Genomic DNA, 26843 nt, shown 5'->3' on the forward strand with positions numbered 1-26843 from the left:
GCACGATGGCCGGCGCGGCGGCCGCGCAGGGCATTCTCGCCCGCCTCGTGCGCCGCGGCATCACCGGCAAGGGCGGGCACGTGCAGACCAGCCTTCTGGAGGTGCTGGTGGACCTGCAATTCGAGGTCCTGACCACCTTCCTCAACGACGGCCGCCGCCAGCCCAGGCGCTCGGCGGTGCGCAGCGCGCACGCTTATCTCGCCGCACCCTACGGCGTCTATCCTGCAAGCGACGGCTTCATCGCCATCGCCATGACGCCGATCCCCAAGCTCGCCGATCTGATGGAGATACCCGCGCTCGCGCCCTATCGCGACGATCCGGCGAGCTGGTTTTCCAAGCGCGACGAAATCAAGGCCATCATCGCCGAGCGGGCGGCGGAGAAGACGGTCGCGGAGTGGCTCGCCATCCTCGAGCCGGCGGACATCTGGTGCTCGAGGGTCCTGGACTGGAACGACCTCATGGATCACGAAGGCTTCAAGCATCTGGACATGCTGCAGACCGTCCGCCGCGAGGACGGCGTGTCGATCACCACCACCGCCTCGCCCATCCGCCTCGGTGGACAGCGGGCCAAGGTCGACCGCGCCGCCCCGCGCGTTGGCGAGCATAGCGAAAAGATCCGTCGGGAGTTCGGCCTGTGAGCACCGTCAAACTGAGAGGCATGACCTGGAACCATCCGCGCGGCTACGACCCGATGGTCGCCTGCGCGCGGCTTTGGCGGGAAAAGACCGGTGTCGAGATCGCCTGGGACGCGCGCTCGCTGCAGGACTTCGAATCCTTTCCCGTCGAAGAGCTTGCCCGCCGCTACGACCTGATCGTCATCGACCACCCGCATGTCGGCCAGATCACGGCCGAAGGGTGCCTTGCGCCGCTCGACGTGCCGGGGCGCGAGGCGGACCGCGCTGCGCTGGCAAAAGGCAGTATCGGGAGATCCTATCCGAGCTACGAATGGCAGGGGCACCAGTGGGCTTTTCCGATCGACGCGGCGGCCCAGGTGCAGGCTTGGCGGCCCGACCTTCTGGAACGCGCGCCCACGGTGTGGACGGAGGTGCAGGCGCTCGCCCGCGAGAGGCGCGTGCTCGTGCCGCTGCGTCCGCCGCACTCGCTCATGTGCTTTTTCACCCTCGCCGCGCATCTCGGCCATCCTTGCGCGGAAACGTCCGGCGAAGAGGGCGCGCTGATCGATGAGGAGGCGGGCGCCACCGTCTTCGAGATCATGCGCGAGCTCGCGGATCTGGTGGATCCCGCCTGCATGGACATGGACCCCATCGCCGTTTCGGAGGCGATGGCGGAAGAAGGCGCCCGCATCGCCTGCGCGCCGCTCATCTATGGCTACGTCAGCTACGCGGTCGAAGGTTTCCGACCGCACCGCCTGTCCTTTGCCGACATCCCGACGATGGGCGACGGCGGTCCCGTGGGCTCCGCCCTCGGCGGTACGGGCATTGCGGTCTCGGCCTTTTCGGCGGCGCGGGAAGCGGCGATCGACTTCGCCTACTGGGTGGCGAGCGGCCCGGTCCAGCGCGGTCCCTTCGCTGAGGCCGGCGGCCAGCCCGGCCACGCCGAGGCCTGGGAGGACGACGCCGTCAACGCCGCGACGGGCGACTTCTACCGCGCCACCCGGAGAACGCTTGAAGGCGCCTGGCTGCGCCCGAGACACGATGGCTACATGGCCTTTCAGGAGAAGGCCTCGGAGCGGGTGAACCGCGGCTTGCTGGAAAAGCACGATGGCCGCGCTGTCGTAGCCGACCTCAACCGGCTGTTTGCAAGGTCACGCCGACCGTCAGGATGAGTTACCCTCGTGGCAGCCCGGCGTGGATGCCCAACGGGCGACGCTCTCGATCATGTCGCCAACATGCCGCGGGTCGTCGGAGAGTTCCGCCAATTCGGAAAGGCGGTGGATTCCGGTCAGAACATCGATGCGGCGACGGTCGAGAGGCTGCCCGGTCAGCTTCTCGTATTCGGAGACGACCCGCGCCGTCAGATCACGGGAGATGAAATTGGTGTAGATGAACTCCTGATGGAGATCGCCGAAACCTGAGTCGCCGAAATCGTAAATGCCGTTGAGGGTGGATGTTTCGTGGTCGAAGGCCATGTTCCAGCCATGGCCGTCGAAGAAGCCATAGGTGCTGCCGCAGGGATCGGCGCCCATTTCTTCAAACCGGGCAAGCGTCTGCTCCGCAAAGCTGCGCAATTCGGACGGAAGAACGGGAATCGCCTTTGCCCGGATTTTCTCCGGAGCGAGCCAGGGTTCGATCGGTTCCGCGCCCGCCGCGGCCAGCTCGTCCCGATCCAATGCATGCAGTTCGGCGTAGAAGAGCGCGACCCGCGACGCAAGGCGTTGCCGATCCCGCTCCTCCAGCCCGTCATAGTCGGCCGTTACCAGGTGATCGCCCTGCAGCTTCTCGTGCCGCGAGAAGAGTGGCGGGCCCGATTGCACGGCTATCTCGGGAACCGGTACCGACACTGCCGGGCGGATGATCGCGAGCAGTCTCGCCTCCCTTACGAGTGCCCTTTCAGCCTCCGTATGACGCGGAAACTTGAATATCCAGCGGTTGTCGACATCCACCCCTGTCGAATCCCAACCCTTGGACAAAAGGGTAAAGCTGGCGCCCGACAGCTCGGGAAAGCTGTCGAGGATCAGTCTCTTCAGTGATTCCAGTTCAGCCTCGGCCATAGCTCGCGTCCATACGCGTGCGCAACGATGTCAAAGCCCCCAGATCCGCCGCGCGTTCTGCCGGAAGAGCTTCGCCCTTTCCTCCTCGCTTGCGCCTGCGAAAAGCACCTGCGTGGCGGCCGCCCAGGTGGAGAGACCGCCGCCCAGCGTGCAGACCGGCCAGTCGCTGCCCCAGACCACGCGGTCGAAGCCGAAGCAGTCGACCGTGTGCTCGACCCAGGAGCGCAGGATCTCCACCGTCCAGCTTTCCGGGTCGGCATAGGCGACCACGCCGGAAATCTTGGCCGCCACGTTGGGCCGGCGGGCGATCTCGGCCATGTGGGCGCGCCACGGCTCGGCCGCATCGCCCTTGATGTCCGGCACGCCGCAATGGTCGAGGATGAACTGTACGTCCGGCGCAAGGTCGGCAAGCGCCATCGCCTTGGGCAATTGCCGCGGCAGGACGCAGAGATCGAAGGTAAAGCGGGTGTCCGAAAGCCGGCCGATGTTCTCGCGGAAAAGCGCCCCCTCGGACACGTCGTCCGGCACGACATGCAGCACACGGCGGAAACCCTTCACCAGCGGGTTTTCCTGCTGTCGCTCCAAAAACGCGGCAAAATCCGCGTTCTCCGGGCGGCAGGCGGCGATTGCGCCGACGAGCAGGCTGTCCGGGCGCTCCTTCAGTTTGCCCACATAGTCGATCTCGGCCTCGATGTCGCTCTCGGCGACGTCGACCTCCATGTGCAGGGTGTTCTCTATGCCCACCCGCCGGGCTTCTCGCGCATAGGCCCCGTAGGAAAAATCCCGGTCGAGCGCCGGCGTGCCGGAAAGCCAGGGGTAGCTGAGCTCCGTGCGGTCGATGACGTGCAGATGCGTGTCGATGAACATTGGTCCTCCTCCTCTGAGGTGTAGCTATTTCCTCAAGATAGAGCCGTTCCCGCACAATCGGGGCGCTTTATAGCCGTCTGTCCGGCAGAACAGGGGGTACAGAGTGCGCCGGCTTGTCCTGTCGAACCGAGCACACTAAGCCCCGCCTACCCCGGCGCCGGCAAGTTGTGAAAGCCGTTCGGTGGTCTTGAGCACGAGTTGCATGGTGCCGGAGATGTCCGGCGCGCCCTGGGTGTTGACGAGCGCAATGTAGGGCACGGTGAGTGCGGCGATGGCCTTGCCGTCCGGCCCGAGAACCGGGGCGGACAGGTTGAAGACGCCGGCCGTCTGGGCACTCGGCATCATCTCGTAGCCGCGGTCGCGGATCTGGTCGAGCCGGTCGAAGAACTCCGGCGAAAGCGCCGGCTTCTCGTTGCTGCGGGCGTTCTCGGCGATCATCATCTCGCGCTCTTCCGGCGAGCGGAAGGCGAGCAGCACATGGCCGGACCCCGTGTCGAACAGGCCGATATGGGAGCCGACGCGGATGGAGATGCCCCAGTAGCCGGGCGCCTCCTGCTGGGCGATGACGACAGCCGAGCCGCGGTCGAAGACGACGAGCTGATTCGCCTGGCGCGACTCCTCGGCAAGTTCGCGCATCAGCGGCGTGGCGTAGGAGACCAGCCGCCGCACCGGCGCGTGGAGCTGCGCAAGGCCGAACAGCTTCAGGGTAAGCGAGAAACGGTCGCCGTCGATCCGCGTGACGTAGCCGCGGCGCACCAGCCGGTCGAGCATGCGGTAGAACTCGTTCGGGCTGCGCCCGAGGTGCTTGGCGATCTCCGCCTGCGTCATGCCGCCGTCGACGCCCGCCAAAAGCTCCAGGATATCAAGACCCTTGTCCAGGGCAGGCGCGCGGTAGCGCTCGTTCTCTTCCTCTTTCACGGCCCTCTCCGATAAAGCCCGTTCTTCATATACGCAACCGAAGGCGGGGTGCAATTGCGGTTTGCGCTTGACGCCCACCATAGCAGATGTTTGTATATGAATTAAGCTCTCACCAATGAGAGCAACAAATGGAGCCCGGGCGCCTTTGCCGCGGGCGCTTGCCTTGGGAGGTCATCATGAAAAAGTCGTTCCACGGCGCCTCGATCGGCGTTCTCGCCCTGATGATTGCGGCAGTGCCCGCCGCCGCGCAGGAACTGCCGGGAAGCTTCGAGGGCGTCACCATCGACGCCAAGCTGATCGGCGGCCAGCAGTACGAGGTGCTCTATGCCCGCATCGCCGAATGGGAAGAGGCGACGGGCGCCACTGTCAACGTCGTCTCGAAGAAGAACCATTTCGAGCTCGACAAGGAGATCAAGTCGGACATCGCCACCGGCACCATCAGCTGGTGCGTGGGTTCCAACCACTCCTCCTTCGCTCCGCAATATCCCGACATCTACACGGATCTCTCGGCACTCCTGCCGCAGGAAGAGATCGACGCCTTCGTGCCGGCCAACATCAAAGCCTCCACGCTCGACGGCAAGCTCGTCATGCTGCCGCGCGCGCAGTTCGACGTCTCCGCGCTCTATTACCAGAAGAGCCTTTACGAGGACGAAGAGAAGAAGGCCGCTTTCGAAGAGGAGTACGGCTACGAACTGGCGCCGCCCGACACCTGGGAAGAGGTCGCCGACCAGGCGAAGTTCTTCGCCGATCCGCCGGATTTCTACGGCACCCAATTCGCCGGCAAGGAAGAGGCCATCAACGGCCGTTTCTACGAGATGCTGGTGGCGGAAGGCGGCGAATATCTGGACGCAGAGGGCCGTCCCGCCTTCAACTCCGAGGCCGGCGTGCGGGCGCTCAACTGGTTCGTCGATCTCTACGAGGCCAAGGCCGTGCCGGCGGGCACCACCAACTATCTGTGGGACGATCTCGGCCAGGGCTTCGCCTCCGGCACCGTCGCCATCAATCTCGACTGGCCGGGCTGGGCGGGCTTCTTCAATGATCCCGAATCCTCCAAGGTCGCCGGCAATGTCGGCGTGAAGGTGCAGCCGAAGGGCTCTTCCGGAAAGCGCACCGGCTGGTCCGGCCATCACGGTTTCTCGGTCACCGAGAACTGCGCCGACAAGGAAGCCGCCGCCTCGCTGGTCTGGTGGCTGACCAACGAGGACAGCCAGAAGCTCGAAGCCTCGGCCGGTCCGCTGCCCACCCGCACTGCCGTGTGGGACTGGGTGATTGCAGAGGCCAAGGACGATCCCTACCGCCAGGAGGTGCTGGCAGCGTTCCAGAAGGCGGCCGAGCACGCCTTCCCGGTGCCGCAGACGGCCGCCTGGATCGAGATCTCCAACGCCGTCTACCCCGAGCTCCAGGCCGCCATCCTCGGCGACAAGACCCCGCAGCAGGCGCTCGACGACGCCGCCGGGGAAGCGACCATGATCCTCGAGGATCTGGGCGAGCTCTGAGGTATCCTCCCAGGGGGCGCGGCGCCTCATGCGCCGCGCCCTTGCCTTTTGCAGATGAGCGAAATGAAATTCGGCGCGACAACCATAGAGGCACGGCGTTCCTCCACGCCCCCCTTGGGCGAAGGCAGGCGGTTCGGTTGGCGCTGGCGCCTGCCCGCCCCCCTCCTCCTGCTGCTCCCCGCCTTCATCGTGCTGGCGGCGGTCGTCGTCGTCCCGCTTCTCCTGTCGCTGTGGTCGAGCTTCACGCCGTTCCGGCTCACCCGTCCCGATTCCATCTGGACCTTCATCGGCCTGCGCAATTACGAGCGGCTTTTCACCGACTGGGACTTTTGGGTCGCCTTCGGGCGCACGGTGCTTCTGCTCACCTTCGCGCTCAATCTCGAGATGGTGCTGGGCCTCGGCCTTGCCCTCCTGGTGGAGAAGGCCACCCGCGGCCAGCGCATACTTCGCACCATCATGATGTTTCCGATGATGTTCTCGCCGGTGCTGGTCGGCTTCCAGTTCAAGTTCATGTTCAACGACAATGTCGGGCTGATCAATAACGCACTGCAATCACTCGGCCTCACCGACCAGGCGATCCCCTGGCTGATCGACGGCACGCTCGCCTTCATCGCCATCCTGACGGCGGAGGTGTGGTCGTCAACGGCCGTCTTCGCGATCTTCATCCTCGCCGGCCTGATGGCCATGCCGCGCGAGCCGGTGGAAGCCGCTAGGGTGGACGGCTGCACGCCCTGGCAGACCTTCCGCTATGTCACCTGGCCCTATCTCATGCCGTTCGCCTTCATCGCCATGACGATCCGCTCGCTCGACATCGCGCGCGCCTACGACATCGTGAAGATCATGACCGACGGCGGGCCGGCGGGACGCACCGAGATCCTGTGGACGCTGATCGCGCGCACCGGCTATTCCGACGCCCGCATGGGCCTTGCAAACGCCATGGCCTATGTCGCCATTTTGCTGTCGATCGTCTTCACGGCCATCTTCTTCCGGCAGCTCGCCAAGGCGCGTGCCCAAGTGGGAGCGGAGTGGTAGGATGGACGCAAACGCCGCACACCGCCTGAAGCGCGGCTTCGCCAAGGCGAGCCATCTCGTCGGCCTGTTCCTGGCCATGGCCGTCATCTGCCTGCCGGGCTTCTGGATCGTGCTTTCCTCGCTCAGGCCGACGGTCGAGATCATGGCCAAGCCGCCGGTCTGGATCCCGCGCGAATTGTCCTTCGAGGCCTATGTCGCCATGTTTTCCGGCGTCGGCAGCGGCGGCATTCCCGTCATCGACTATTTCACCAACTCGCTCATCATTTCCGTCACCTCGACGGTCATCGCGCTCGCCGTCGGCATGGCCGGCGGCTACGCCTTCGCGCGCTACCGCTTCCGCTTCAAGTCCTCCATCTTCCTGGGCTTCATGCTGACGCGCACCGTGCCGGGCATCGCCCTGTCGCTGCCGCTCTTCTACGTCTATGCCAAGCTCGGCATCATCGACACGCATTTCGGGCTGATCCTTGCTTATGTGGCGCTCAACGTGCCCTTCACGATCTGGCTGATCGACGGCTTCTTCCGTCAGGTGCCGAAGGATCTGGCCGAAGCGGCACAGATCGACGGCTGCACGCGCTGGCAGGCGTTCTGGCAGGTGGAGTTTCCGCTCGCCCGCCCGGGCATCGCGTCTGCCGGCATCTTCGCCTTTCTGATCTCCTGGAACGAGTTCGCGCTGGCCTCGCAGCTCACGCGCTCCACGAACTCGAAGACGCTGCCTGTCGGGCTCCTCGACTACACGGCGGAGTTCACCATCGACTGGCGCGGCATGTGCGCGCTTGCCGTGGTGATGATCATCCCCGCCCTCACCCTCACCTTCATCGTCCAGAAACATCTCGTCTCCGGCCTCACCTCCGGCGCGGTGAAAGGATAGGCCATGGCCACCGTCTCCCTCAAAGGTCTCGTGAAACGTTACGGCCCCGTGCCGGTCGTTCACGGCATCGACCTCGACGTCGCCGACCGCGAATTCATCGCCCTCGTGGGTCCTTCGGGCTGCGGCAAGTCCACGACGCTCAGGATGATCGCCGGTCTGGAGGACATTTCCGGTGGCGAGATCCGCATCGGCGGCCGCGTGGTCAACGACCTGCCGCCGCGATCGCGCAACATCTCCATGGTCTTCCAGTCCTACGCGCTCTACCCGCACATGACCGTCGCGGAGAACATGGGCTTTTCGCTGAAGATCGCCGGCAGATCAAAGGACGAAATCGCGGCGCGCGTGGCCGAGGCCGCCAGGACACTCAGCCTCGAGGAACTGCTGGAGCGGCGCCCCTCCCAGCTTTCAGGCGGGCAGCGTCAGCGCGTCGCCATGGGCCGCGCCATCGTGCGCAACCCGGAGGTCTTCCTCTTCGACGAGCCGCTGTCCAACCTCGACGCCAAGCTCCGCACGCAGATGCGCATCGAGATCAAGAAGCTGCACGCGAAGGTCAACTCCACCGTCGTCTACGTCACCCACGACCAGGTGGAGGCGATGACGCTCGCCGACCGTATCGTCATCATGCGCGACGGCTATATCGAGCAGGTGGGCACGCCGGAGGAAGTCTTCCGCCGGCCGGCCACCCATTTCGTGGCCGGCTTCATCGGCTCGCCGCCCATGAACCTGCAGGAGGCGGTGGTGGACGACGGCAAGCTCGCCTTCGTCAATGGCGATACGCTCCCCCTGCCCCGCCGATTCCGCGAACAGGTAACGGCGGGCCGGAAGGTGGTGTTCGGGCTCAGGCCCGACGATCTCTACCCCGCCGGTCACGGCATCCATTCGGGCGAAGATACGGACGTGCATACGATGGAGCGCCCAATTTCGCTGACGGAGCCGCTCGGCAACGAGACGCTCGTCTTCGCCGAGTTCGGCGCGCGCGAATGGATCTCGCGCATGCTCAACCCGAAGGCGCTGAGGCCGGGCGAAAAGGTGGACCTGTCCTTCGACCTGTCGCAGGCGCACCTCTTCGACGCCGAAACGGGCAAGAGCTTGAGGACCTGACAATGGCACGCATCGAAAAGGTCGAGATGCGCATGGTGGACCTTCAGCCCAAGGTCAAGCGCACCGACGCCATCCAGAACTTCGTCTCCCAAGAAACGCCGATCGTCACCATCACGGATTCGGATGGCGCGTCGGGCACCGGCTACAGCTATACGATCGGCACCGGCGGCTCCTCCGTCACGCGGCTTCTGGCCGACCACCTGGCGCCGCGGCTCATCGGCCGCGATGCGGACGAGGTCGAGGCGATCTGGCACGATCTGGAGTTCTCGACCCACGCGACCACGGTGGGCGCCATTACGGCGATCGCACTCGCCGCCGTCGACACCGCGCTATGGGATTTGCGTGCCAAGAAGTGCGGCCTGCCGCTCTGGAAGCTCGCCGGCGGTGCGAAGGACCGTTGCCCGCTCTACACCACCGAGGGCGGCTGGCTGCACATCGAGACGCAAGCGCTGGTCGACGACGCGCTTGCCGCGCAGGCGCAGGGCTTCCGCGGCTCGAAGGTGAAGATCGGCAAGCCGCACGGGGCGGAGGATTTCCGCCGCCTGGAAGCGGTCCGCAAGGCGGTGGGCGAGACCTACGAGATCATGACGGACTGCAACCAGGGCTTCACGCTGGACGAGGCGATCCGCCGGGCCGAGCGCTTGCGTCCGCTCGACATCGCCTGGTTCGAGGAGCCGCTTCCGGCCGACGACATCGACGGCCATGTGCGCCTGTCGCGCTCCACGTCGACGCCGATTGCCATCGGAGAGTCGCTTTATTCGATCCGACATTTCCGCGAATATATGCAGAAGGGTGCCTGCTCGGTCGTGCAGGTCGATGTCGGCCGCATCGGCGGCATCACGCCCTGGCTGAAGGTGGCGCATGCGGCGGAGGCCTTCGATATTCCCGTCTGTCCGCACTTCCTGATGGAACTGCATGTCAGCCTCGTCTGCGCGGTGCAGAACGGCAAATATGTCGAGTACATCCCACAGCTCGACGAGTTGACGGCGAGCGGCATGAAGGTGGAGGACGGAGAGGCCTTCGCCCCGGATATGCCGGGCATCGGCATCGATTGGGACTGGGATGCGGTGAGGGCGAAGAGCCTGCCCGCGTTCACCACCGAGATAACGGCATAGGAGGAGACGATGCAGCGCATGGGAATGGTTCTCGGCCTGAAGCCGGGCAAGGTGGAGGAATACAAGCGCCTGCACGAGACCGTCTGGCCGGAGGTGCTTTCGATGATCTCGGCCTGCAACATCAGGAACTACACGATCTTCCTCAAGGAGCCGGAGAACCTGCTCTTCGCCTACTGGGAGTATCACGGAGACGATTTCGCGGCCGATGCCGCCAAGATGGCGGCAGATCCCAAGACGCAGGAATGGTGGTCCGTCTGCATGCCGCTCCAGGAGCCGCTGGAGACGCGAAAGGAAGGCGAATGGTGGGCCATGATGGAGAACGTGTTTCATCATGATTGAGAAGCCGGAGACCCCCTCTCTTGCAAATTCCAAGAACTTGGCTTCGCCAAGCTCAGGAATTTGCTTTCTCCCCCGCCAAGGGGGAGACAACGCCGCCGTCACCGCTGCCACCAATCTCCAAGTTCAGAGAATAGTTGAGCGGAGTATGCGGCGCGCCTATCTCCCCCTTGGCGGGGGAGAAAGCGATTTCAACATCTTAGCCGGAGCGAAGCGCAGGCTAAGTGTTAGAAATCGCAAGAGAGGGGGCCAGCCTCTCAAGACGGGGCAGGAATGACCTTCGATCCCACCACCCTCGCCCAGTCCTGGCCGAAGCCCGCCAACCCTCGGCCCATCGTCACCTTCGGTGCCGGCTCGATCGTCGGTGATGCGCATTTCCCCGCCTATCGAAAGGCGGGCTTCCCCGTTGCCGGGCTTTATGACCCCGACCGCGCCAAGGCCAAGAAGCTTGCCGGGGAATGGGGTGTAAAGGCGTTCACCTCCGTCGCGGAAGCTGTCGCGGTAGAGGGCGCGGTCTTTGATCTCGCCACGCCGCCCGCCCGGCACGCGGAGGTGCTTTCAGCCCTCCCCGACGGTGCGGCCGCGCTCATCCAGAAGCCCATGGGGAGCAATCTGGAAGAGGCGACGGAGATCCTGACCCTTTGCCGGGAAAAGAACCTCAAGGCGGCAGTCAACTTTCAGCTCCGCTTCGCGCCCATGATGCTGGCGCTGAAGGATGCGATCGCAAAGGGCTGGCTCGGCGAGGTGGTGGATTTCGATGCCTGGCTGGCGCTCGCCACGCCATGGCAGCTCTGGCCCTTCCTGAAGGGCCTGCCGCGCATCGAGATTGCCATGCATTCGATCCACTATCTCGATTTCGTCCGTCAGCTCCTGGGCGACCCGAAAGGCGTTCATGCCAAGACGATCGGCCATCCCGGTCACGATGTCGCCCAGACGCGCACCAGCGCCATTCTCGACTACGGGGAGACCATACGCTGTGCGCTTTCCGTCAACCACGACCATGATTTCGGGCGCAAACACCAGGCCTGCGAATTCCGCATCTGCGGCACGCAAGGCGCGGCCTATCTGAAGCTCGGCGTCAATCTCGACTACCCGCGCGGCGAGCCGGACGTCCTGGAGATCTTCCCGAAGGGCGGCGAGGGCTGGGTGAACGTGCCGCTTGCCGGTACGTGGTTTCCCGATGCCTTCGCCGGCCGCATGGCCAATCTCCAGCGTTTCGTCTCGGGCGAGGACGACACGCTTGTCAGTTCCGTCGAGGACGCCTGGAACACCATGGCGCTGGTGGAGGCCGCCTACCAGTCGAGCGCGGCACCCGCCACGCCCCTTGCAAAGAGACCGTGAGGACCATGGAGCAGACCACCTATTTCGAGGACTACGCAATCGGTTCCACCCGCACCACAACCGGTCGGACCATCACCGAGACCGATTTCGTCGTGCATGCCGGCCACACCGGCGATTTCTTTCCGCACCACATGGACGCGGAATTCATGAAGTCGTCGCCCTTCGGCCAGCGCATCGCCCACGGCACCATGGTCTTTGCCATCGGGGTGGGGCTCACGGCCAACGTCATCAACCCGGTCGCCTTCTCCTACGGCTATGACAGGCTGCGCTTCGTGAAGCCGGTCTTCATCGGTGATACGATCCGCACCCGCACGACAATCACCGCCAAGGAGGACGACCCGAAGCGTCCCAACGCCGGCCGGGTCGTCGAGCGGTGCGAGGTCTTGAACCAACGCGACGAGGTCGTGCTCGCCGCCGATCACATCTATGTGGTGGAGCGGCGCGCGAAGGCCGCCTAATCATAAGGACTTGAGATGAGCCAGTTGGACGGAAAGACAGTACTGATAACAGCCGCGGCGCAAGGCATCGGCCGCGCGAGCGCCGTCGCCTTCGCCCGCGCCGGCGCGAAGGTCGTTGCCACGGACGTCAACGAGGCGCTGCTCAAGGAATTCGAGGCCGGCATCCTCACGCGCAAGCTCGACGTTCTGGACGATCAGGCAGTGAAGGCGCTCGTGGCCGAGATCGGCGCGATCGACGTGCTGTTCAACTGCGCCGGGGTCGTCCATTCCGGCAATATCCTCGAGATGAAGGACGAGGACCTGGAGTTTGCCTTCGACCTCAACGTCAAGGCGATGGTGCGCACTATCCGTGCCGTGCTGCCGGGCATGATCGAGCGCGGCGGCGGCGCCATCGTCAACATGTCCTCGGTCGCCTCCAGCATGAAGGGCGTGCCCAACCGCTTTGCCTACGGCACGACGAAAGCCGCCGTCATCGGGCTAACGAAGGCGGTCGCCGCCGACTTTGTTGCTCAAGGAATCCGCTGCAACGCCATCTGCCCGGGCACGGTGGGCAGCCCCTCGCTGCAGGAGCGGCTGAAGGAGACGGGCGACTACGAGGGCGCCCGCAAGGCCTTTATCGCCCGCCAGCCCATGGGCCGGCTCGGCACGGCCGAGGAGATCGCCGATCTCGCGGTTCATCTGGCCGCCGCCACCTACACCACCGGCCAGGCCTATGCCATCGACGGCGGCTGGACGATCTGATCTCGCAGGAAGAGGCGTACCTTGACCCGCATCACCGACCTGCGCACCCACGACCTGCGCTTTCCAACCTCCCGGTCGCTCGACGGTTCGGACGCGATGAATCCGGATCCGGACTATTCCGCCGCCTATGTGGTACTGGAGACGGACACGCCGGGGCTCGAGGGGCACGGGCTTACCTTCACCATCGGCCGCGGCAACGACATCTGCTGCCACGCCATCGAGGCGATGCGCCATCTCGTGGTGGGGCTGGAGCTCGACTGGATCCGCGAGGACCCGGCGCGCTTCTGGCGGCACGTGACGGGCGACAGCCAGCTGCGCTGGATCGGGCCCGACAAGGGCGCCATGCACCTGGCCACAGGCGCGGTCGTCAACGCAGTCTGGGACCTCTGGGCGAAGGCCGAGGGCAAGCCCGTGTGGCGGCTGGTGGCGGAGATGTCTCCGGAAGAGATCCTGCGCATCGTCGACTTCCGCTACCTCACCAACGCCATCACGCCCGAGGAAGCGCTCGACATCCTGAAGCGCGCCGAGAATGGCAAGGCCGAACGCATCGCTACGCTTACGCGCGAGGGTTATCCCTGTTACACGACCTCAGCCGGCTGGCTCGGCTATTCCGATGAAAAGCTCGCACGTCTCTGCCGGGAGGCGGTCGAGGCTGGTTTCGACCATGTGAAGCTGAAGGTCGGCCGCGACCTTCAGGACGATATCCGGCGTCTGAAGATCGCCCGCGAGGTGCTGGGGCCGGACCGCTATCTCATGATCGATGCCAACCAGGTGTGGGAGGTCGATGAGGCGATCGACTGGGTGAGGAAGCTCGCCTTCGCCAAGCCTTATTTCATCGAAGAGCCGACGAGCCCGGACGACGTGGCCGGTCACAGGAAGATCCGCGAGGCGGTGGCGCCGGTGAAGGTCGCCACCGGCGAGATGTGCCAGAACCGCATACTCTTCAAGCAGTTGATCGCCGGCGGCGCCATCGACGTGGTGCAGATCGACGCCTGCCGCATGGGCGGCTTGAACGAGGTGCTGGCGGTGCTCCTCATGGCGGCCAAATACGGCCTGCCCGTCTGGCCGCACGCCGGCGGCGTGGGCCTTTGCGAATACGTCCAGCACCTGTCGATGATCGACTATGTGGCCGTGTCCGGCACCAAGGACGGGCGGGTGATCGAATATGTCGACCACCTGCACGAGCACTTCCTCGAGCCCTGCCTGATCGAAAACGCCGCTTACATGCCGCCGACAGCGCCAGGCTTCTCGATCCGGATGAAACCGGATTCGATCAAGGCTTACGGGCGGTGACGATCCGGCGGAACGAGACGTAGTTGTGGGATGGGGAGCGCGTAAAGCGCCCCTCGCGCCCCCTCAGAACTCCCGTCCGATCCGCGCGTCGACCGAGTGGCGGTTGCCGCCGCGGATGACGAAGTAGAAAAACATCGTCGCCCAGAGGATGGACTTCTCCGCGCCCTGGTAGCCCTGCTCCATGACGATCCAGTGGAACCAGACGGTGACGAGAAGCACGAACATCGCCGCAAACGCGGCGGGGCGCGTCAGGAAGCCGATGGCGATGAAAATGCCGCCGAAGAATTCGGTCAAGGAAAGAAGAAGCGACCAGAACGCGCCCGGGTAGAAGCCGATTCCTTCCACCATGCCCGCCGCGCCGAACGGATCGAGGATCTTGCCGTAGCCGTGCGTGACCAGCGCAAGGCCGGCGACGACGCGCAGGACCGTCTCGGCACCCTCACGCGCGGGCCCGTAAACGCGTTCGAGCGCCGGCACGAAAAGGCGGCGCCCGGCAGTATCGGTGGTGTTGCTCATGCTGATCGTTCCCTCCTGAAAATGGATGCGCATAAATTGTTCTACCGCAAACGGCATAAGTTCAGTTTCAGCGTCAAGTAAAAAGGATTTGAAGTCCGCGGGCGCTGGAAGCTCGACAAAGCGCGACCCCGGCGAGCAAAACGCAAGCCGCGCACGCTTCGGCTTCCAGGATCGTCGCGCCGGCTTACGTCACCGCTCGTAGGTCCCCAGAAGCGTCGCCTCTTCGAGCTTGTGCTTGCCTGCCTCCTTCCACAGGGCCGCGATGCCGGCTTCCGAGGGCAGCTCGATCGACGGTACGTCGAGGGCGGCGAGGCGGAAGAAATAGCGGTGCGGCCCGTGGCCCCTCGGCGGTTCGGGCCCGTCATAATGCGTGTTGCCGAAATCGTTGCCGGAAACGCGCAGCCGCGCCTTGTCCGGGCCGGTCTCCACGCTCTCGGCCAGCGTATCCCAGTCGGCGGGGATGTTGAACAGGCCCCAGTGGTGGAAGGTCCCGCTCGGCGCGTCCGGATCCTCGATGATGAGGACGACGCTTTTCGTGCCTTCCGGCACGCCGGTCCATTTGAGCGGAGGCGAGAGGTTCTCGCCGTCACGCGTGTACTTTTCAGGCAATCGTTCGCCGTCGGCGAAAGCCGGGCTGACCAGGGTCAACGGCATCGCTCCATCTCCTTTCTGGACGTTGTCGGGAATCACTGTGGCGCGGGCGACCATTCGCGCGCCGCGTCGAGAAGCTGGACCACCTCCGCGTCGCTCGTCTGATCGAAATTCGCATAATGCAGGCCGACGGCGCGGAAGTTCAGCGGCGCGCTGAGGCAGACCACCTCGTCGGCATCCGGCTTCATCGAGTCGAGCGTATCGCGCGGGGCGACCGGCACGGCGAGCACCAGCCGCTTCGCCTTCGCCTGGCGCACCGCCTGCAGCGCCACGCGCACGGTGCCGCCGGTGGCGATCCCGTCGTCGACGACGATCACCGTGCGGCCGACGAGCGGTGTGGGCTGGCGGCCGGCGAAATAGGCTTCGCGCCGCCGCTCGATCTCCGCCAACTGGCGCTCCATTTCCGCTTCCACATAGTCGCGTGGCGGGTTGACGATCCGCATGGCCTCGTCGTTGAGGATGAGCTTCGGATCCTTCCCGTCGACCACCGCGCCGATGCCGAATTCGGGGTGACCGGGCGCGCCGAGCTTGCGCACCATCAGCAGATCGAGCGGGGCGGAAAACGCCTTGGCCACCTCGAAGGCGACCGGTACGCCGCCGCGCGGCAGGGCGAGCACGACCGGAGACTCCTCCTTGATGTGCTCGAGCGCCTCCGACAGTTGCCGCCCTGCATCCGGGCGATCCTTGAACTCCGTTTTCGTGCCGAACATGGCAGTCACCTTGTCTGGCCCGCCGCATCGGACAAATGCGTCAGGAACCAGTCGGTTGCATGGCGGACCACCTCGTCCAGCTTTCCCGGTTCCTCGAACAGATGGCTTGCCCCTTCGACGACGACGAGCCGTTTCTCCGAAGTCAGCGCATCGCAGGCGTTGCGATTCATCTCGATCACCGGGTGATCGAGGCTGCCGACGATGAGCAGCGTCGGCGCACGCACGCGCGGCAGGTCGGGAAGTGCGAGATCCGGCCGGCCACCGCGTGAGACCACGGCGCCCACCGGTGACTGCGGCCCGGCCGCCGCCATCAGCGCCGCCCCGGCACCGGTGCTGGCCCCGAAATAGCCGGGCGTGAGCCGTGCCGTATCGGCGAAGCCCGCCACCCACTCCGTTGCCCTTTCGAGGCGTCTTGCCAGAAGGGGTATGTCGAAGACGTTGTGCCGGTCTGCCTCCTCCTCGCGCGTCAGGAGGTCGAGCAGGAAGGTCGCCAGACCCGCCTGCCTGAGCGCAAGGGCCACGTGGTTGTTGCGCGGGCTCAGCCGGCCGCTGCCGCTGCCATGGGCGAAGATGACGATCCCTTCCGCCCCCTCCGGTATGCCGATGAGACCGTCGAGCCCCTCGGGCTCGATCCGCACCTGTCGCACATCGCGTGTATGGAGATCGGGCGCCGTCACACTCACACTCCGAAGGGATAGGTCTCCGGCACGCCGTGCGGCCGCTCCGTCGGCAGCGGCGTCACCGCGGCGGTTTCGTCGAACCAGACGAAGGCATCGAACTGCTCCGGCAGCACAGCCTCGAAATAGTGGCTGTAAAACTCACTTTCCGGCCTATAGATCACGCCGATCGCCCGTTCGAGCCGGGGCGGGCTCAGAATCTCCCGCACCTCGCGGTTTCCGGGTCCGCGCAGGTCGGTCAGCGAGGTGGCGATGCCCGATTGCCGGAAGACGCGCTCATAGGAATCCTCGCGCGAGGGATTGACGGATTTGACGCGCATGGGTCCGCCCCACTCGTCGGCGGCGGCGACCGTTCCCCGGTCGGTGCCGAAGCCGATCAGGGCGGCACCATCGCCATAGGCGGTGCGGCACAGTTCGCCGATGTTGAACTCGCCCTGCCAGCCCATGGCCGTCGCGGCGGCATTACCGATATGCGAGTTGTGCGCCCACACCACGGCCTTGGCATCCGGCCCGCGCGCGGCAAGGAGCTGCTGAAGCGTGTCGAACATATGCCGGTCGCGCAGGTTCCACGACTCCGTCGAGCCGCGATACATGATACGGTAGTAATGCTCGGCCGCCCGCACCACGCGCGCGTTCTGCGCGGCGTCGAAATAATCCTCGCCGTCGGCGGCCATATAGTCCAGGCGCTTTTCCAGAAGTGCTGAAAGCTGGGCGGCGACCTCGTCCTCGCACGTGTCGCGTCCGCCGCGCAGCATGGCGCGACCATAAAAGGCCGGCTCGTCCTGCCAGGGCGTCAGGCAGCCATAGCGGCGGCGCGCCTCCTTGGCCGCCTCCGGGTCGATCCGCTCCAGATAATCAATCACCGCATTGATCGAACTGTTCAGCGAATAGACGTCCAGACCGTGGAAAGCGGCGCGCTTGCCGGCCGGGACGCTTTCATTGCGGGCGCGCAGCCAGTCGACGAAATCGGCAAACTCCCGGTTGCGCCACATCCAGGTGGGAAAGCGGGCGAAAACCTCTTCGTCATAGCGGCCCGCCGGACGATGGCGCACGTAATGGTCAACGCGTGATGCATCCGGCCAGTCCGCCTCGGCCGCCACGATATTGAACCCGTGATGCTCTATCAGATGGCGCGTGATGGCCGCGCGGGCGCGGTAGAACTCGGACGTGCCGTGGGTGGCCTCACCCAGGAGCACCACGCGCGCATCGGCGAAGCGATCGAAAAACGCGCCGAAGAGCTCGGGCTTTTCCGGCGGCGGAAGCTGCTCGCAGCGGTCGCGCACCCAGCTTGCCGCCTCGTCGGCATGGCGTGCCCGGTCACGCTCTATCAGCGGGGCATCAACCATTCTACCTCTCCTGTCCGTTGGTTCACACGCCGACGCTCTCCGGCCAGAGCGCCTGCACGTCCTTTGGCAGCGCCTCGCGCACCTTGGCCGACTGGCCGAGATCGATGCGATGTGCGACCACGCGGAACACCGACCGTGTGGCATCCACGGAGTCGACCGGGCGGATGTTCTTCAGCCCTTCCTGGACCCGTTCCAGAAACGCCTCGAGGGAGCGGGTGACCTCGGGCTGCTGCGCGGGTTGGTACTGGTCGTAGTAAAGACCGCGGATCAAGAGCGGCAGCTCGGCGCCCAAATGCGTCGAAAGCTCCATGGGCAGCCTGTCACGCAAGGCGTGCAGCACAGCCCCCAGAACGTGCCAGGCGACCTGCCGGTCATTGCCGAGATCGGCCATGATCTCGTTCAGCCAGATGTTCGTCGTCTGGGTGGTCTTGTCGAAAACGTCGAGCCCTGTGGCGGTCATCGTTCAGCCCTTTCCTGCGATTGCTGACAGATGCGCCGGTTTCACCGGTTCGGTCTTTCAAACGCAGCGAGGGGCCGAATGTTCTACGCGATCGGGTAAAAAAGGGTCGGCGCCGCGACCATTGCGAGCAACACACAACCTGCAGGAACGTAATCGCGATTGAGTAGTTTCAGCCCCATTGAAAGCGGCGCGTGCAAGCCGCCGGTATATAGGGGTCGCAAAGTGTATCGCATCATTCTCTCCACCATCGTCATTTTGCTGGGTGTAGTGCTCGCGGCGGGCGGGGCGTGGCTCGCAGCCGTGGGCGGCACGTGGTTCTATATTCTTCTGGGCGTTCTGCTTGCCCTTTCCGGGGCACTGCTTCTGATGCGCAATGGCATGGGGCTGACGCTCTATGGCATCACCATCCTCGTCACGCTCGTATGGGCCCTTTGGGAAGTCGGGTTCGACTGGTGGGCGCTCGCGCCGCGCGGCAGCCTGATCCTGGTGATCGGGGTGCTGCTTCTTCTGCCGCCGATGGTGCGGGCGATGCACCGGCCCGGCATGCCGCGCGCCAGCTACGGCGGCAGCAGCGTCGTGCTGGCGATCTCCATCGTCATCACCGCGATCGTCGGCGTCTATGCCATGTTTCAGACGCCGCACAACATTGCCGGTGCGTTCGATGATGATCGCATGGCCGCGGAGCCGCAGGCCGGCGACGTGCCACCCGGCGAATGGGCCGCCTATGGGCGGACGCCCTATGGCCAGCGCTATTCGCCGCTCGACCAGATCACGCCCGAGAACGCCGACGGGCTCGACGTGGCCTGGACCTATCAGACGGGTCAGGTGCGCGGCGAGGACGACCCCGGCGAGACCACCTATGAGGTGACGCCGCTGGTGGTCAACGACGTGATGTATATCTGTACGCCCTTCAGTACCGTCATCGCGCTCGACCCCGTCAGCGGAGAGGAGATCTGGCGTTTCGATCCGGAGCTGCGGCAGCCGCCGACGCAGACCACCCAGCACATGACCTGCCGCGGCGTCTCCTTCCACACCGCCTCGCCCGAGGACCTTCCGGCCTCGCCGCCGACGGCGGATACCGCGCAGGCGCCCACCGCCGAAGAGGAGGCCGAAACGGCGGCGCCCGGCGAAGAAACCGCACCTGAAGAGGCCGAGGCTCCGGCTGCGACCGCCGAGGGTGAGGATGCCACTGTGCCGGCGACGGAAGAGGCCGACGCCGCACCCGAACCAGGCGAGGAACCGGTGGTCGACGAAAGCGTCACCGAGGTGACCACGCAAGCTGCCGGTGTACCGCAGAACATCGTCACCGGGCAGGCCGAGCCCGACACGCCGAATCCACGCATCGAACGCGAAGAACCGCCCGAAAGCGTCACCTTGAGCGAGGAATGCATGAACCGGCTCTTCGTGCCGACCTCCGACGGCCGGCTGATCTCGATCAGTGCCGAGACGGGCGAGATCTGCCCCGGTTTCGGCGGCGCCGACGGCACGGTGAATCTGTGGGCCAACATGCCCAACGTCACCCCGGGCTCGTTCTATTCCACCTCGCCGCCGGTGGTCACCGAGGACAACCTCGTCATCATCGGCGGAGCGGTGAACGACAATGCCTCCGTCACCTCGCCCTCGGGCGTGATCCGCGCCTATGACGCCTATACCGGCGCGCTGGTGTGGAATTTCGACAGCAAGAACCCCGAGGCGACGGAGCCGATCCCTGCGGGCGAGACCTACACGCAGAATGCCCCGAACTACTGGAGCGTGGCGAGCTACGATCCGGAGCTGGGGCTCGTCTATGTGCCGATGGGCAACGAGTCGCCCGACCAGTTCGGCGGCAATCGCGGCGAGAACACGGAGCGCTTTTCCGCCTCGGTGCTGGCACTGGACACCTCGACCGGCGAGGTCGCCTGGGTGTTCCAGACAGTCCATCACGATATCTGGGATTATGACGTGCCGGCCCAGCCGAGTCTTGTCGACCTGACGATCGACGGCGAGGAGGTGCCGGCACTCGTCCAGCCCACAAAGCAGGGCGACATCTTCGTGCTCAACCGGGAGACCGGCGAGCCGGTCCTGCCGGTCGAGGAGGAACCCGCACCGCAGGGCGCGGTGGAAGGCGACTTCACCGCCCCGACGCAGCCCAGTTCGGCCGTCTCCTTCAGGCCGGAGCCACTCAACGGGTCGGATATGTGGGGCGCAACTGTGGTGGACCAGCTTTACTGCCGCATCCGCTTTCACCAGCTCGAGTACGAGGGCATCTACACTCCGCCCTCGACCGGTGGCACCATCGTCTACCCCGGCAATTTCGGCACCTTCAACTGGGGCGCGGTGGCCGTCGATCCGAGCCGCGACCTGATGTTCGGGATGCCGGTCTACCTGGCGTTCGAGGTGAAGCTCGTCCCGCGCCCGGACGAGGCGACCCGCGTCGTCACCCAGGAGGGGGATCCGGTCTTCAACGAGAATTTCGGCGCGCCCTACGCCGCCGAAATGGGCCCGTTCTATTCGCCGCTGAACCTGCCCTGCCAGCAGCCGCCCTGGGGCTACATCGCCGGCGTGGACCTGCGCAGCGGTGAGACCGTCTACAAACGGGTCAACGGCACGGTGCGCGACCTCTCGCCCCTTCCCCTACCCTTCGAGATGGGCGTGCCGGGGATCGGCGGGCCGATCGTGACGGCCGGCGGGGTGGCCTTCCTGAGCGGCACGCTGGACTACTACGTGCGCGCCTACGACCTCCAGACGGGCGAAGAAATCTGGCGCGAGAGGCTGCCGGCCGGCGGCCAGGCCACGCCGTCGACCTATATGGGCGCGGACGGACGCCAATACCTCGTCGTGGTGGCCGGCGGTCACGGCTCGACGGGAACGCAGGCGGGCGATTCCATCATCGCTTACGCGCTGCCGCAGCAATGACGAAAGGAGGCCGGAAAATGGGCAAGGACCGCCCGAAACGACATGTGAAGGCCGAGACCAAGCTCACGGAGACAACGCGCGCCGAGCGCGAGCACGAGCGGATGAAGGCGCGGCCTGACGCCGAGGATCTCAAAGACCCGGAGGAAGTCTGGAAGGACGCGGAGTCCACGCCCGCCCGGGACCGAAGCGCGGAGGTGGCCACGGGCGGCGAACGCGTGGCCGATGCCGGCGATGTCGGCGCCGGCCAGGCCTCGCCCTACGGCACCGAGGCGCAGGCCGATGCGCTCGCCCGGCAGACGGAAAGGACCGGCGAACAGCGCGGCGTGGAAAAGCCGAAAAAGCAATAGACGCGCGTGCGTGACATGCTAATTGGCCGCCATGATCGGACGGCGGCGAAACGCGACTTGGCGGGCAGCGGTGCTCTTTCTGGCCGTTCTTTGCGCGGGTTGCGCAACGCGGCCGGACCGCCCTCTGGACCCCGTCCCCGATATCGCGGGACTGCGCCGCACCGCGCTGGCGCTCGTCAACGACTCGCGCCGTACAGAGGGCCTGCCCCCGCTTGAGATGTCGGCGACCTTGAATGCCGCCGCCGAGGCCCACGCGGAAGACATGGCACGGCGCGACTTCTACGCCCACCGCTCACCGGAGGGACGCGACATCGCCGATCGCTACCGCGCGGCGGGCGGCGGCGACTGGGCCATCATCGCCGAGAACATCAGCAGCTGCATTTCCTGCGCCCTGCCGGCCGGCCAGCTCCGCGCCTTCCATGTGGACTGGATGCAAAGTCCCGGCCATCGGCGCAACATTCTCGACCCGCGGGTCGACCGCTTCGGCTTCGGCATGGCGGCGGCGGAAGGGCACCTCTATGCCGTCCAGACCTTCGTCAGGGAGCGCGAGGGATACGCGGGCGACATCGGCGCGCTCATGCCGTTGGTGCCCGGGTCCGCTCAGCGATAGAAGCTGTCGGGATCTGCGTTGGAAGACCGGCTGCCGCGCGAAAATCAGCGATCCGGCGCCGGGCGGGCATTGACTCATGCGGCAAAAGCCCCATTTATAGCGCATCGATCTTTCTAAGCGACCTTTGTCCCGGCGCTCTCAGCGTTTCTCGACGAATTTCCTTCCGAAAATCGATCCAGCCGGTCCGGCGTGTGGCCGGGCAGGGATAACCATCGACCGATTGAAAGGAATCGTCATGAGCACTGGAACTGTTAAGTGGTTCAACGGAACCAAAGGCTTCGGCTTCATCCAGCCCGATAACGGCGGAAAGGACGTTTTCGTCCATATCTCCGCCGTCGAGCGGTCCGGCCTCGGCAGCCTCGTGGAAGGCCAGAAGGTCTCCTACGAAGTTTCGGAGGATAGCCGCAGCGGCAGGACGTCGGCGGAAAACCTCCGCGCTGCCTAACGATCCATCTCCGCCGGTGACCACGGATGTACTGGCACTGGTGTAGAGATGTTGGGGAAAGGTCGGGCATGCCCGGCCTTTTTTCATTTTCGGGACGGTGATCCTGTCGGCGAACGGCAACGCCCCCTTATCGCCGCCCCCCGGCTATTTTCTGAAACCCGTTGTGATCCCGTGATCGAGGGAGGCACGTCCTGCTCCCCATGCGATGATGCCAAGCGCCATTGCGGCCCAGGTGATGTGCACCGGCCAGCCGTCGGGAACAGTGAACTGAATGACGATGGTCATGATCAGAATGGCGAAGGCGGCGAGCCGCGTCGCCAGGCCCAGGACGAGCAGGACGGGCAGCATGATCTCCGCCGAGCCCACGGCGAATGCGGTCAGGGCAGGCGCGGGGAAATCGTAGGGCCCGCCCGGCAGGTGCAGCTTGAATTCCTCCTGGAAGAGGAACACGGCCGTCTCGTTCAGCTGCAAAAAGCCGTCCCACTTGTTGACGCCCGAGCGCCAGAAGGGAACGGCGAGTCCCAGGCGCAGCACCAGTTGCGTCACCGAGGGCGCAGCGATCGTGCGCAGCGCCGCATCGACCCGTGCCGCCAGTGTTGCGATACCGCGCGGCGCGTCGTTTTCCTTGGACGCCACATCACTCTCCATCATGGTCGTTCTCCCAGTCAACGGCGGTGAAGGCGCCCGCCTCCAGCATGCCGGCGATGTTTGCGGAAAGGTCGAAGGCGGCGCTCTCGGCGAAGGCGGCTTCGGCGGCGCTGCCCAGCGCTTCACCGGCGATGAGGTGCGCGATGAATGCCGCGCCGCCGGGCGGCAGGCGGCGCACGCAGACCTCGAGACGGGGGCGCGAGACAAGCGCATCTTCCGGCGTGTCCCCTTCGATCCGCTCCACCGGCCGGTCCGCCCGGTTGGCGGCAAAGATGGTGACGGCGGGGTAGGAAGAGCGCACCAGCCTCGTCGCCGGATGCGGCGTGAACGTGGTTCCGGCCAGCCTCTCTGGCGGGATTGCGGCAAGCGCCTCCGGCGTCAGAGGCGCAGCGTCGGCGGCGTGGTAGGCGTCCAGCCACGCCCGCTCGATACGTGCCACATCGGCAAGCCAGGGCATCGGCCACGCATATTCATAAGCCGCGATAAAATCGGGAAAGTCGCGGCCATATTCGAACAGCAGCGGTGAGGAAGGCGGCGTCTTTCGCACATGGAAGCGCGCCATGGCACGGAAGAACTCATCGCCCGTGATGCGCCGGGTGGCGGGAAAAGTGGCGGCGAGCGCCTCGATTAGGCTGACCGTGACGTTGTTGCGATAGACGGCGTAGCGCTTTCGAGCAGCCTTGCCGTTCGGCCCGCGCACGGCGGCGGGCGCGGCCTGCCGCGGATCGAGCAGGCCCGCGGCGAAGGCGGAAGCAAAGCCCAGACGGCTGCCGAAGGGAATTTCAGCCGGCATGGGCTTTTCCATCCAAAGAAAGATGCGCGTGCGCATCCAGGATGGCCTGGGCGGCGGCGGCTTCCGCTTTCAGGACCGGCCATTTGGGGATAGCGCTGTCCCATTCGACGAGCGTCGGGACCGGCCCGCGGCGGCCGATGACGATCTCGTAAAGCTTCCACACCGCGTCCGCCACCGGCCCGTCGTGACTGTCGATCAAAAGCAGCTCCCCCTCGTCGTCCTCTTGCTCGGCATGGCCGGCCAGATGGATCTCGCCCACGTGCTCCAGCGGGAAATCGGCGAGATAGCCGAGCGCCGAGTAGCCGTGATTGACGGCCGAGACGAAGACGTTGTTGACGTCCAGCAGGAGACCGCAGCCGGTGCGCCGCACGAGTGTGCGGATGAAGTCCGTCTCGCTCATGGTGGATTCGGCAAAGAGCACATAGGTCGACGGGTTTTCGAGCAGAATCGGCCGGCCGATCGCCTCCTGCACTTCGTCGATGTGCTCGGCCACACGCTGGAGCGTGGCGTCGGTGTAGGGCAGAGGCAGGAGATCGTTGTAAAAGGTGGTCGTGTGCGTCGACCAGGCCAGATGCTCGGAGACCAGGGCCGGCTCGTAGCGCTCCACCAGTTCCTTGAAGCGGGCGAGATGCGACCGGTCGAGCGGCTGCGGGCCGCCGATGGACATGCACACCCCGTGCAGCGAAACCGGGTGCTGCTCGCGAATGCGCGTGAGCGCGGCATGCGGCGGGCCACCCGCGCCCATGTAGTTCTCCGCATGCACCTCGAAGAAACCGTCGACCCGGCCTTCCTCGAGGATCGAGTGCAGGTGCTCGTGCTTGAAGCTGGTGCCGGCAAGGCCGGCGACGGGATGATCCGGGAAACGGGAAGCTCCCGGAGTGTTCGGATGTGGGAAGGCGACAGACATGTTCATGATGCTCTCCAGCCGACGGGGAGACGCTGGCGGTAAGCGGGAAGCAATGCGCAACGCGAAGTCGAGGAGCGCCCGTCCCGAATGGCCGGGACGGGCGCTTCCGGACCTCAGGACGGGATGTCGCGATCGAGGGGCTCGAGCGAACCCATGCGGCCGTCCGGCACTTCGATGGATTCACAGGTGCCGCCGCGCACGAATTTCCAGGCGTTCCCCTGGAAATCGACGGTCGAGGTGCCCTGGCAGGTCGTGCCCGGGCCGGCGGCGCAGTCGTTCTGCCCCGCCGGGGCAACGCCGTAGCACTTCTCCTTCCCGGCGGCCATTGCCGCTTCGGCTTCGGCTTCGGTCAGCGGCTCGGCGGCGGCCATCGAGGCCAGCGCCGTCGTCATCGCACCCGCCAGGAGGGCTGAACTCACGGTCGATTTCACAGACATGTTCCATTCTCCGGTTGCTTGTCGCGCGCCATTGATCGGACGCACATCGGTGACTTCGATCCGCAGACCCCGTGTGTTACGTCTTTTCCGGGTACACGATGTCGTGATTGTCAATTGAATGTTTTGAGCGGGATTTCATCGCCGAGGTAACAAAGGACAGCGCCTAGACGTAATGGGAAGGAGGGCAGGTTTGGACCGGAGGGAGGACGACGAACTTGTCCGGCTGATGCGCGCCGCCCTTGCCGGCGATGAAAGGGCCTATGACGACTTTCTCCGGCGCGCGGCCGGGCTCATTCGCGGTTTCGCCCGGAAAATGGCGGCACAGGGCGGCATCGACCCAGAGGACATCGTGCAGGAAACGCTGCTTGCAATTCACATGAAACGGCATACCTGGCGCCAGGACTCGCCCGTAGCGCCTTGGCTTTACGCGATCGCGCGCTACAAGCTCATCGACGCCTTCCGCCGCCGCGGGCGCCGGATTGAGATTGACATCGACAATGTGGCCGAAGCGGTCGCCACGCCGGATCCCGAGAGGGCGCACGACTGGGAGATCGACCGCGCGCTCAAGGCGCTGGCGCCGGGGCAGCGCTCCGTCGTCGGCGCCATCTCCGTTGACGGTCATTCGATCAGCGAGACGGCGAAGAGCCTTGGCATGAGCGAGACGGCGGTGCGCGTGGCGCTGCATCGGGGGCTCGCCGCGATCGCCAGGCGTTTTGGACGGAGCTAGTGGGTACCGGTATGGATACGAACGAACTCATAGGCGCCCTGGTGGCGGACAAGCACCGCCCGGCGCCACTTGCCGCTTTCTGGTGGGGCGCCCTTGCCGCCGCCACCGTCGTGGCCGCGATCGTCTTCTTCGCCACCATCGGCCCGCGTCCCGACATCGAAGAAGCTGCCCGCAGCGGGCGCTTCCTCTTCAAGTTTGCCGTCACCCTCACGCTGGCGGCGAGCGCATTCGCCGTCGTAAGGGCGCTTTCCCGGCCGAGCGACCGGCGCCACGCCCTCGCCTACACAGCGACCGCACCCGCGCTTCTCGCCGCCGCCGTCATGTTCGAGCTCCTCGTCCTGCCGCCGGCGACCTGGGCGAGCGCCGCGGTGGGCACGAACGCCCTCGTCTGCCTTGCCTATATTCCGCTGATCGGCATCGGCCCGCTGGTGCTCTTC

General features: G+C 65.5%; 31 protein-coding genes. 18 read left to right on the top strand and 13 right to left on the bottom strand.

From position 1 onward, the window contains the following. Window positions 1–638 (top strand): CoA transferase (locus ACFP9U_RS12650; protein ID WP_378621867.1); only part of this gene is annotated, 638 nt, incomplete at its 5' end. A gap of 20 nt (window positions 639–658) precedes the next feature. Further along, window positions 659–1786, top strand: a complete 1128-nt coding sequence (locus tag ACFP9U_RS12655; protein ID WP_378621917.1) for an ABC transporter substrate-binding protein — start codon at window positions 659–661, stop codon at window positions 1784–1786. On the opposite strand, the gene ACFP9U_RS12660 is transcribed toward ACFP9U_RS12655, so the two are convergent. The 3 genes from ACFP9U_RS12660 to ACFP9U_RS12670 all read right to left on the bottom strand — a co-directional run bounded on the left by ACFP9U_RS12660 (window position 1778) and on the right by ACFP9U_RS12670 (window position 4456). Next, window positions 1778–2671 carry a phosphotransferase family protein gene (locus ACFP9U_RS12660; protein WP_378621869.1) on the bottom strand — a complete coding sequence of 298 codons (894 nt, stop codon included), beginning with the start codon at window positions 2669–2671 and terminating at the stop codon, window positions 1778–1780. The two genes, ACFP9U_RS12655 and ACFP9U_RS12660, sit on opposite strands and share 9 nt — an antisense overlap. Before the next feature lie 30 nt (window positions 2672–2701). Continuing rightward, a complete protein-coding gene (locus ACFP9U_RS12665; RefSeq protein WP_378621871.1) occupies window positions 2702–3538 on the bottom strand; it encodes an amidohydrolase family protein in 837 nt (278 codons plus the stop codon). 135 nt (window positions 3539–3673) lie between these two features. Continuing rightward, a complete protein-coding gene (locus ACFP9U_RS12670; protein ID WP_378621872.1) occupies window positions 3674–4456 on the bottom strand; it encodes an IclR family transcriptional regulator in 783 nt (260 codons plus the stop codon). Window positions 4457–4632: 176 nt separating this feature from the next. On the opposite strand from ACFP9U_RS12670, the gene ACFP9U_RS12675 reads away from it, so the two are divergent. The 10 genes from ACFP9U_RS12675 (at window position 4633) to ACFP9U_RS12720 (ending at window position 14237) form a co-directional block, all read left to right on the top strand. Further along, entirely contained in the window at window positions 4633–5952 is a 1320-nt protein-coding gene (locus ACFP9U_RS12675; RefSeq protein WP_378621874.1) for an ABC transporter substrate-binding protein, read from the top strand. A 63-nt stretch (window positions 5953–6015) separates the two neighbouring features. Next, window positions 6016–6984, top strand: a complete 969-nt coding sequence (locus ACFP9U_RS12680) for a carbohydrate ABC transporter permease (protein WP_378621877.1) — start codon at window positions 6016–6018, stop codon at window positions 6982–6984. Between the two features lies 1 nt (window position 6985). Then, a complete protein-coding gene (locus ACFP9U_RS12685; protein ID WP_378621878.1) occupies window positions 6986–7852 on the top strand; it encodes a carbohydrate ABC transporter permease in 867 nt (288 codons plus the stop codon). A gap of 3 nt (window positions 7853–7855) precedes the next feature. Continuing rightward, entirely contained in the window at window positions 7856–8953 is a 1098-nt protein-coding gene (locus ACFP9U_RS12690; protein ID WP_378621880.1) for an ABC transporter ATP-binding protein, read from the top strand. Window positions 8954–8955: 2 nt separating this feature from the next. Continuing rightward, window positions 8956–10068: a mandelate racemase/muconate lactonizing enzyme family protein gene (locus ACFP9U_RS12695; RefSeq protein WP_378621882.1), complete on the top strand. Its 1113-nt coding sequence runs from the start codon at window positions 8956–8958 to the stop codon at window positions 10066–10068. A gap of 9 nt (window positions 10069–10077) precedes the next feature. Further along, window positions 10078–10407 (top strand): L-rhamnose mutarotase, encoded by a 330-nt coding sequence (locus ACFP9U_RS12700; RefSeq protein ID WP_378621883.1) that lies wholly within the window; start codon window positions 10078–10080, stop codon window positions 10405–10407. A 270-nt stretch (window positions 10408–10677) separates the two neighbouring features. Then, complete coding sequence (locus ACFP9U_RS12705; RefSeq protein WP_378621885.1) at window positions 10678–11745, top strand: Gfo/Idh/MocA family protein; 1068 nt, start codon at window positions 10678–10680, stop codon at window positions 11743–11745. 5 nt (window positions 11746–11750) lie between these two features. Beyond that, window positions 11751–12203: a MaoC/PaaZ C-terminal domain-containing protein gene (locus ACFP9U_RS12710; RefSeq protein WP_378621887.1), complete on the top strand. Its 453-nt coding sequence runs from the start codon at window positions 11751–11753 to the stop codon at window positions 12201–12203. 15 nt (window positions 12204–12218) lie between these two features. Then, window positions 12219–12944, top strand: coding sequence for an SDR family oxidoreductase (locus ACFP9U_RS12715; protein WP_378621888.1), 726 nt, complete (start codon window positions 12219–12221; stop codon window positions 12942–12944). 21 nt (window positions 12945–12965) lie between these two features. After that, window positions 12966–14237, top strand: a complete 1272-nt coding sequence (locus ACFP9U_RS12720) for an L-fuconate dehydratase (RefSeq protein WP_378621890.1) — start codon at window positions 12966–12968, stop codon at window positions 14235–14237. 63 nt (window positions 14238–14300) lie between these two features. Here the strand turns inward: ACFP9U_RS12720 and ACFP9U_RS12725 are convergent, their stop codons facing one another. From ACFP9U_RS12725 to ACFP9U_RS12750, 6 genes are all read right to left on the bottom strand, one after another. Continuing rightward, the gene (locus tag ACFP9U_RS12725) at window positions 14301–14753 is read right to left on the bottom strand and encodes a DoxX family protein (RefSeq protein WP_378621892.1); all 453 of its coding nucleotides are present in this window, start codon (window positions 14751–14753) and stop codon (window positions 14301–14303) included. Between the two features lie 189 nt (window positions 14754–14942). Continuing rightward, window positions 14943–15407 (bottom strand): YbhB/YbcL family Raf kinase inhibitor-like protein, encoded by a 465-nt coding sequence (locus ACFP9U_RS12730; protein ID WP_378621894.1) that lies wholly within the window; start codon window positions 15405–15407, stop codon window positions 14943–14945. Between the two features lie 32 nt (window positions 15408–15439). After that, window positions 15440–16114, bottom strand: a complete 675-nt coding sequence (locus ACFP9U_RS12735; protein WP_378621896.1) for a phosphoribosyltransferase — start codon at window positions 16112–16114, stop codon at window positions 15440–15442. Window positions 16115–16119: 5 nt separating this feature from the next. Next, window positions 16120–16791 (bottom strand): dienelactone hydrolase family protein, encoded by a 672-nt coding sequence (locus tag ACFP9U_RS12740; RefSeq protein WP_378621897.1) that lies wholly within the window; start codon window positions 16789–16791, stop codon window positions 16120–16122. Between the two features lie 2 nt (window positions 16792–16793). Then, window positions 16794–18137 carry an erythromycin esterase family protein gene (locus ACFP9U_RS12745; RefSeq protein WP_378621899.1) on the bottom strand — a complete coding sequence of 448 codons (1344 nt, stop codon included), beginning with the start codon at window positions 18135–18137 and terminating at the stop codon, window positions 16794–16796. A gap of 22 nt (window positions 18138–18159) precedes the next feature. After that, window positions 18160–18597 carry a DUF2267 domain-containing protein gene (locus ACFP9U_RS12750; RefSeq protein WP_378621900.1) on the bottom strand — a complete coding sequence of 146 codons (438 nt, stop codon included), beginning with the start codon at window positions 18595–18597 and terminating at the stop codon, window positions 18160–18162. A gap of 222 nt (window positions 18598–18819) precedes the next feature. On the opposite strand from ACFP9U_RS12750, the gene ACFP9U_RS12755 reads away from it, so the two are divergent. The 4 genes from ACFP9U_RS12755 (at window position 18820) to ACFP9U_RS12770 (ending at window position 22894) form a co-directional block, all read left to right on the top strand. Beyond that, complete coding sequence (locus ACFP9U_RS12755; RefSeq protein ID WP_378621902.1) at window positions 18820–21492, top strand: PQQ-binding-like beta-propeller repeat protein; 2673 nt, start codon at window positions 18820–18822, stop codon at window positions 21490–21492. Between the two features lie 17 nt (window positions 21493–21509). Continuing rightward, window positions 21510–21839, top strand: a complete 330-nt coding sequence (locus ACFP9U_RS12760) for a hypothetical protein (RefSeq protein ID WP_378621903.1) — start codon at window positions 21510–21512, stop codon at window positions 21837–21839. 70 nt (window positions 21840–21909) lie between these two features. Next, window positions 21910–22449 (top strand): CAP domain-containing protein, encoded by a 540-nt coding sequence (locus tag ACFP9U_RS12765; RefSeq protein ID WP_378621905.1) that lies wholly within the window; start codon window positions 21910–21912, stop codon window positions 22447–22449. A gap of 235 nt (window positions 22450–22684) precedes the next feature. Then, window positions 22685–22894, top strand: coding sequence for a cold-shock protein (locus ACFP9U_RS12770; protein WP_322449675.1), 210 nt, complete (start codon window positions 22685–22687; stop codon window positions 22892–22894). Window positions 22895–23038: 144 nt separating this feature from the next. On the opposite strand, the gene ACFP9U_RS12775 is transcribed toward ACFP9U_RS12770, so the two are convergent. The 4 genes from ACFP9U_RS12775 to ACFP9U_RS12790 all read right to left on the bottom strand — a co-directional run bounded on the left by ACFP9U_RS12775 (window position 23039) and on the right by ACFP9U_RS12790 (window position 25679). Continuing rightward, on the bottom strand, window positions 23039–23545 hold the full coding sequence (locus ACFP9U_RS12775; RefSeq protein ID WP_378621907.1) for a DoxX family protein: 507 nt from the start codon (window positions 23543–23545) through the stop codon (window positions 23039–23041). Further along, window positions 23532–24335 carry a DNA-binding domain-containing protein gene (locus ACFP9U_RS12780; protein WP_378621908.1) on the bottom strand — a complete coding sequence of 268 codons (804 nt, stop codon included), beginning with the start codon at window positions 24333–24335 and terminating at the stop codon, window positions 23532–23534. The genes ACFP9U_RS12775 and ACFP9U_RS12780 overlap by 14 nt, the downstream gene beginning before the upstream one ends. Then, window positions 24325–25242: a DUF692 domain-containing protein gene (locus tag ACFP9U_RS12785; RefSeq protein ID WP_378621919.1), complete on the bottom strand. Its 918-nt coding sequence runs from the start codon at window positions 25240–25242 to the stop codon at window positions 24325–24327. The genes ACFP9U_RS12780 and ACFP9U_RS12785 overlap by 11 nt, the downstream gene beginning before the upstream one ends. 113 nt (window positions 25243–25355) lie before the next feature. Next, a complete protein-coding gene (locus ACFP9U_RS12790) occupies window positions 25356–25679 on the bottom strand; it encodes a DUF2282 domain-containing protein (RefSeq protein WP_378621910.1) in 324 nt (107 codons plus the stop codon). A 190-nt stretch (window positions 25680–25869) separates the two neighbouring features. On the opposite strand from ACFP9U_RS12790, the gene ACFP9U_RS12795 reads away from it, so the two are divergent. Together ACFP9U_RS12795 and ACFP9U_RS12800 are read left to right on the top strand one after the other, a co-directional pair. Then, the gene (locus tag ACFP9U_RS12795; RefSeq protein WP_378621912.1) at window positions 25870–26406 is read left to right on the top strand and encodes a sigma-70 family RNA polymerase sigma factor; all 537 of its coding nucleotides are present in this window, start codon (window positions 25870–25872) and stop codon (window positions 26404–26406) included. 11 nt (window positions 26407–26417) lie between these two features. After that, window positions 26418–26843, top strand: a 426-nt coding sequence (locus tag ACFP9U_RS12800; protein WP_378621915.1) for an NrsF family protein, incomplete at its 3' end; no start/stop codon positions are given.

This window comes from Nitratireductor sp. GCM10026969, from assembly GCF_042660605.1.
In the GTDB taxonomy this organism is placed as follows: domain Bacteria; phylum Pseudomonadota; class Alphaproteobacteria; order Rhizobiales; family Rhizobiaceae; genus Chelativorans.

Excerpts from the sequence above, each read along its gene's own strand:
- ACFP9U_RS12730 (WP_378621894.1), bottom strand. The coding sequence starts at position 15,407 with ATGCCGTTGACCCTGGTCAGCCCGGCTTTCGCCGACGGCGAACGATTG.
- ACFP9U_RS12785 (WP_378621919.1), bottom strand. The coding sequence starts at position 25,242 with ATGTCTGTCGCCTTCCCACATCCGAACACTCCGGGAGCTTCCCGTTTC.
- ACFP9U_RS12770 (WP_322449675.1), top strand. The coding sequence starts at position 22,685 with ATGAGCACTGGAACTGTTAAGTGGTTCAACGGAACCAAAGGCTTCGGC.
- ACFP9U_RS12735 (WP_378621896.1), bottom strand. The coding sequence starts at position 16,114 with ATGTTCGGCACGAAAACGGAGTTCAAGGATCGCCCGGATGCAGGGCGG.
- ACFP9U_RS12700 (WP_378621883.1), top strand. The coding sequence starts at position 10,078 with ATGCAGCGCATGGGAATGGTTCTCGGCCTGAAGCCGGGCAAGGTGGAG.
- ACFP9U_RS12705 (WP_378621885.1), top strand. The coding sequence starts at position 10,678 with ATGACCTTCGATCCCACCACCCTCGCCCAGTCCTGGCCGAAGCCCGCC.
- ACFP9U_RS12690 (WP_378621880.1), top strand. The coding sequence starts at position 7,856 with ATGGCCACCGTCTCCCTCAAAGGTCTCGTGAAACGTTACGGCCCCGTG.
- ACFP9U_RS12675 (WP_378621874.1), top strand. The coding sequence starts at position 4,633 with ATGAAAAAGTCGTTCCACGGCGCCTCGATCGGCGTTCTCGCCCTGATG.
- ACFP9U_RS12710 (WP_378621887.1), top strand. The coding sequence starts at position 11,751 with ATGGAGCAGACCACCTATTTCGAGGACTACGCAATCGGTTCCACCCGC.
- ACFP9U_RS12685 (WP_378621878.1), top strand. The coding sequence starts at position 6,986 with ATGGACGCAAACGCCGCACACCGCCTGAAGCGCGGCTTCGCCAAGGCG.
- ACFP9U_RS12780 (WP_378621908.1), bottom strand. The coding sequence starts at position 24,335 with ATGCCGGCTGAAATTCCCTTCGGCAGCCGTCTGGGCTTTGCTTCCGCC.
- ACFP9U_RS12715 (WP_378621888.1), top strand. The coding sequence starts at position 12,219 with ATGAGCCAGTTGGACGGAAAGACAGTACTGATAACAGCCGCGGCGCAA.
- ACFP9U_RS12655 (WP_378621917.1), top strand. The coding sequence starts at position 659 with ATGACCTGGAACCATCCGCGCGGCTACGACCCGATGGTCGCCTGCGCG.
- ACFP9U_RS12750 (WP_378621900.1), bottom strand. The coding sequence starts at position 18,597 with ATGACCGCCACAGGGCTCGACGTTTTCGACAAGACCACCCAGACGACG.
- ACFP9U_RS12775 (WP_378621907.1), bottom strand. The coding sequence starts at position 23,545 with ATGATGGAGAGTGATGTGGCGTCCAAGGAAAACGACGCGCCGCGCGGT.
- ACFP9U_RS12695 (WP_378621882.1), top strand. The coding sequence starts at position 8,956 with ATGGCACGCATCGAAAAGGTCGAGATGCGCATGGTGGACCTTCAGCCC.
- ACFP9U_RS12790 (WP_378621910.1), bottom strand. The coding sequence starts at position 25,679 with ATGTCTGTGAAATCGACCGTGAGTTCAGCCCTCCTGGCGGGTGCGATG.
- ACFP9U_RS12665 (WP_378621871.1), bottom strand. The coding sequence starts at position 3,538 with ATGTTCATCGACACGCATCTGCACGTCATCGACCGCACGGAGCTCAGC.
- ACFP9U_RS12680 (WP_378621877.1), top strand. The coding sequence starts at position 6,016 with ATGAAATTCGGCGCGACAACCATAGAGGCACGGCGTTCCTCCACGCCC.
- ACFP9U_RS12745 (WP_378621899.1), bottom strand. The coding sequence starts at position 18,137 with ATGGTTGATGCCCCGCTGATAGAGCGTGACCGGGCACGCCATGCCGAC.
- ACFP9U_RS12760 (WP_378621903.1), top strand. The coding sequence starts at position 21,510 with ATGGGCAAGGACCGCCCGAAACGACATGTGAAGGCCGAGACCAAGCTC.
- ACFP9U_RS12725 (WP_378621892.1), bottom strand. The coding sequence starts at position 14,753 with ATGAGCAACACCACCGATACTGCCGGGCGCCGCCTTTTCGTGCCGGCG.
- ACFP9U_RS12660 (WP_378621869.1), bottom strand. The coding sequence starts at position 2,671 with ATGGCCGAGGCTGAACTGGAATCACTGAAGAGACTGATCCTCGACAGC.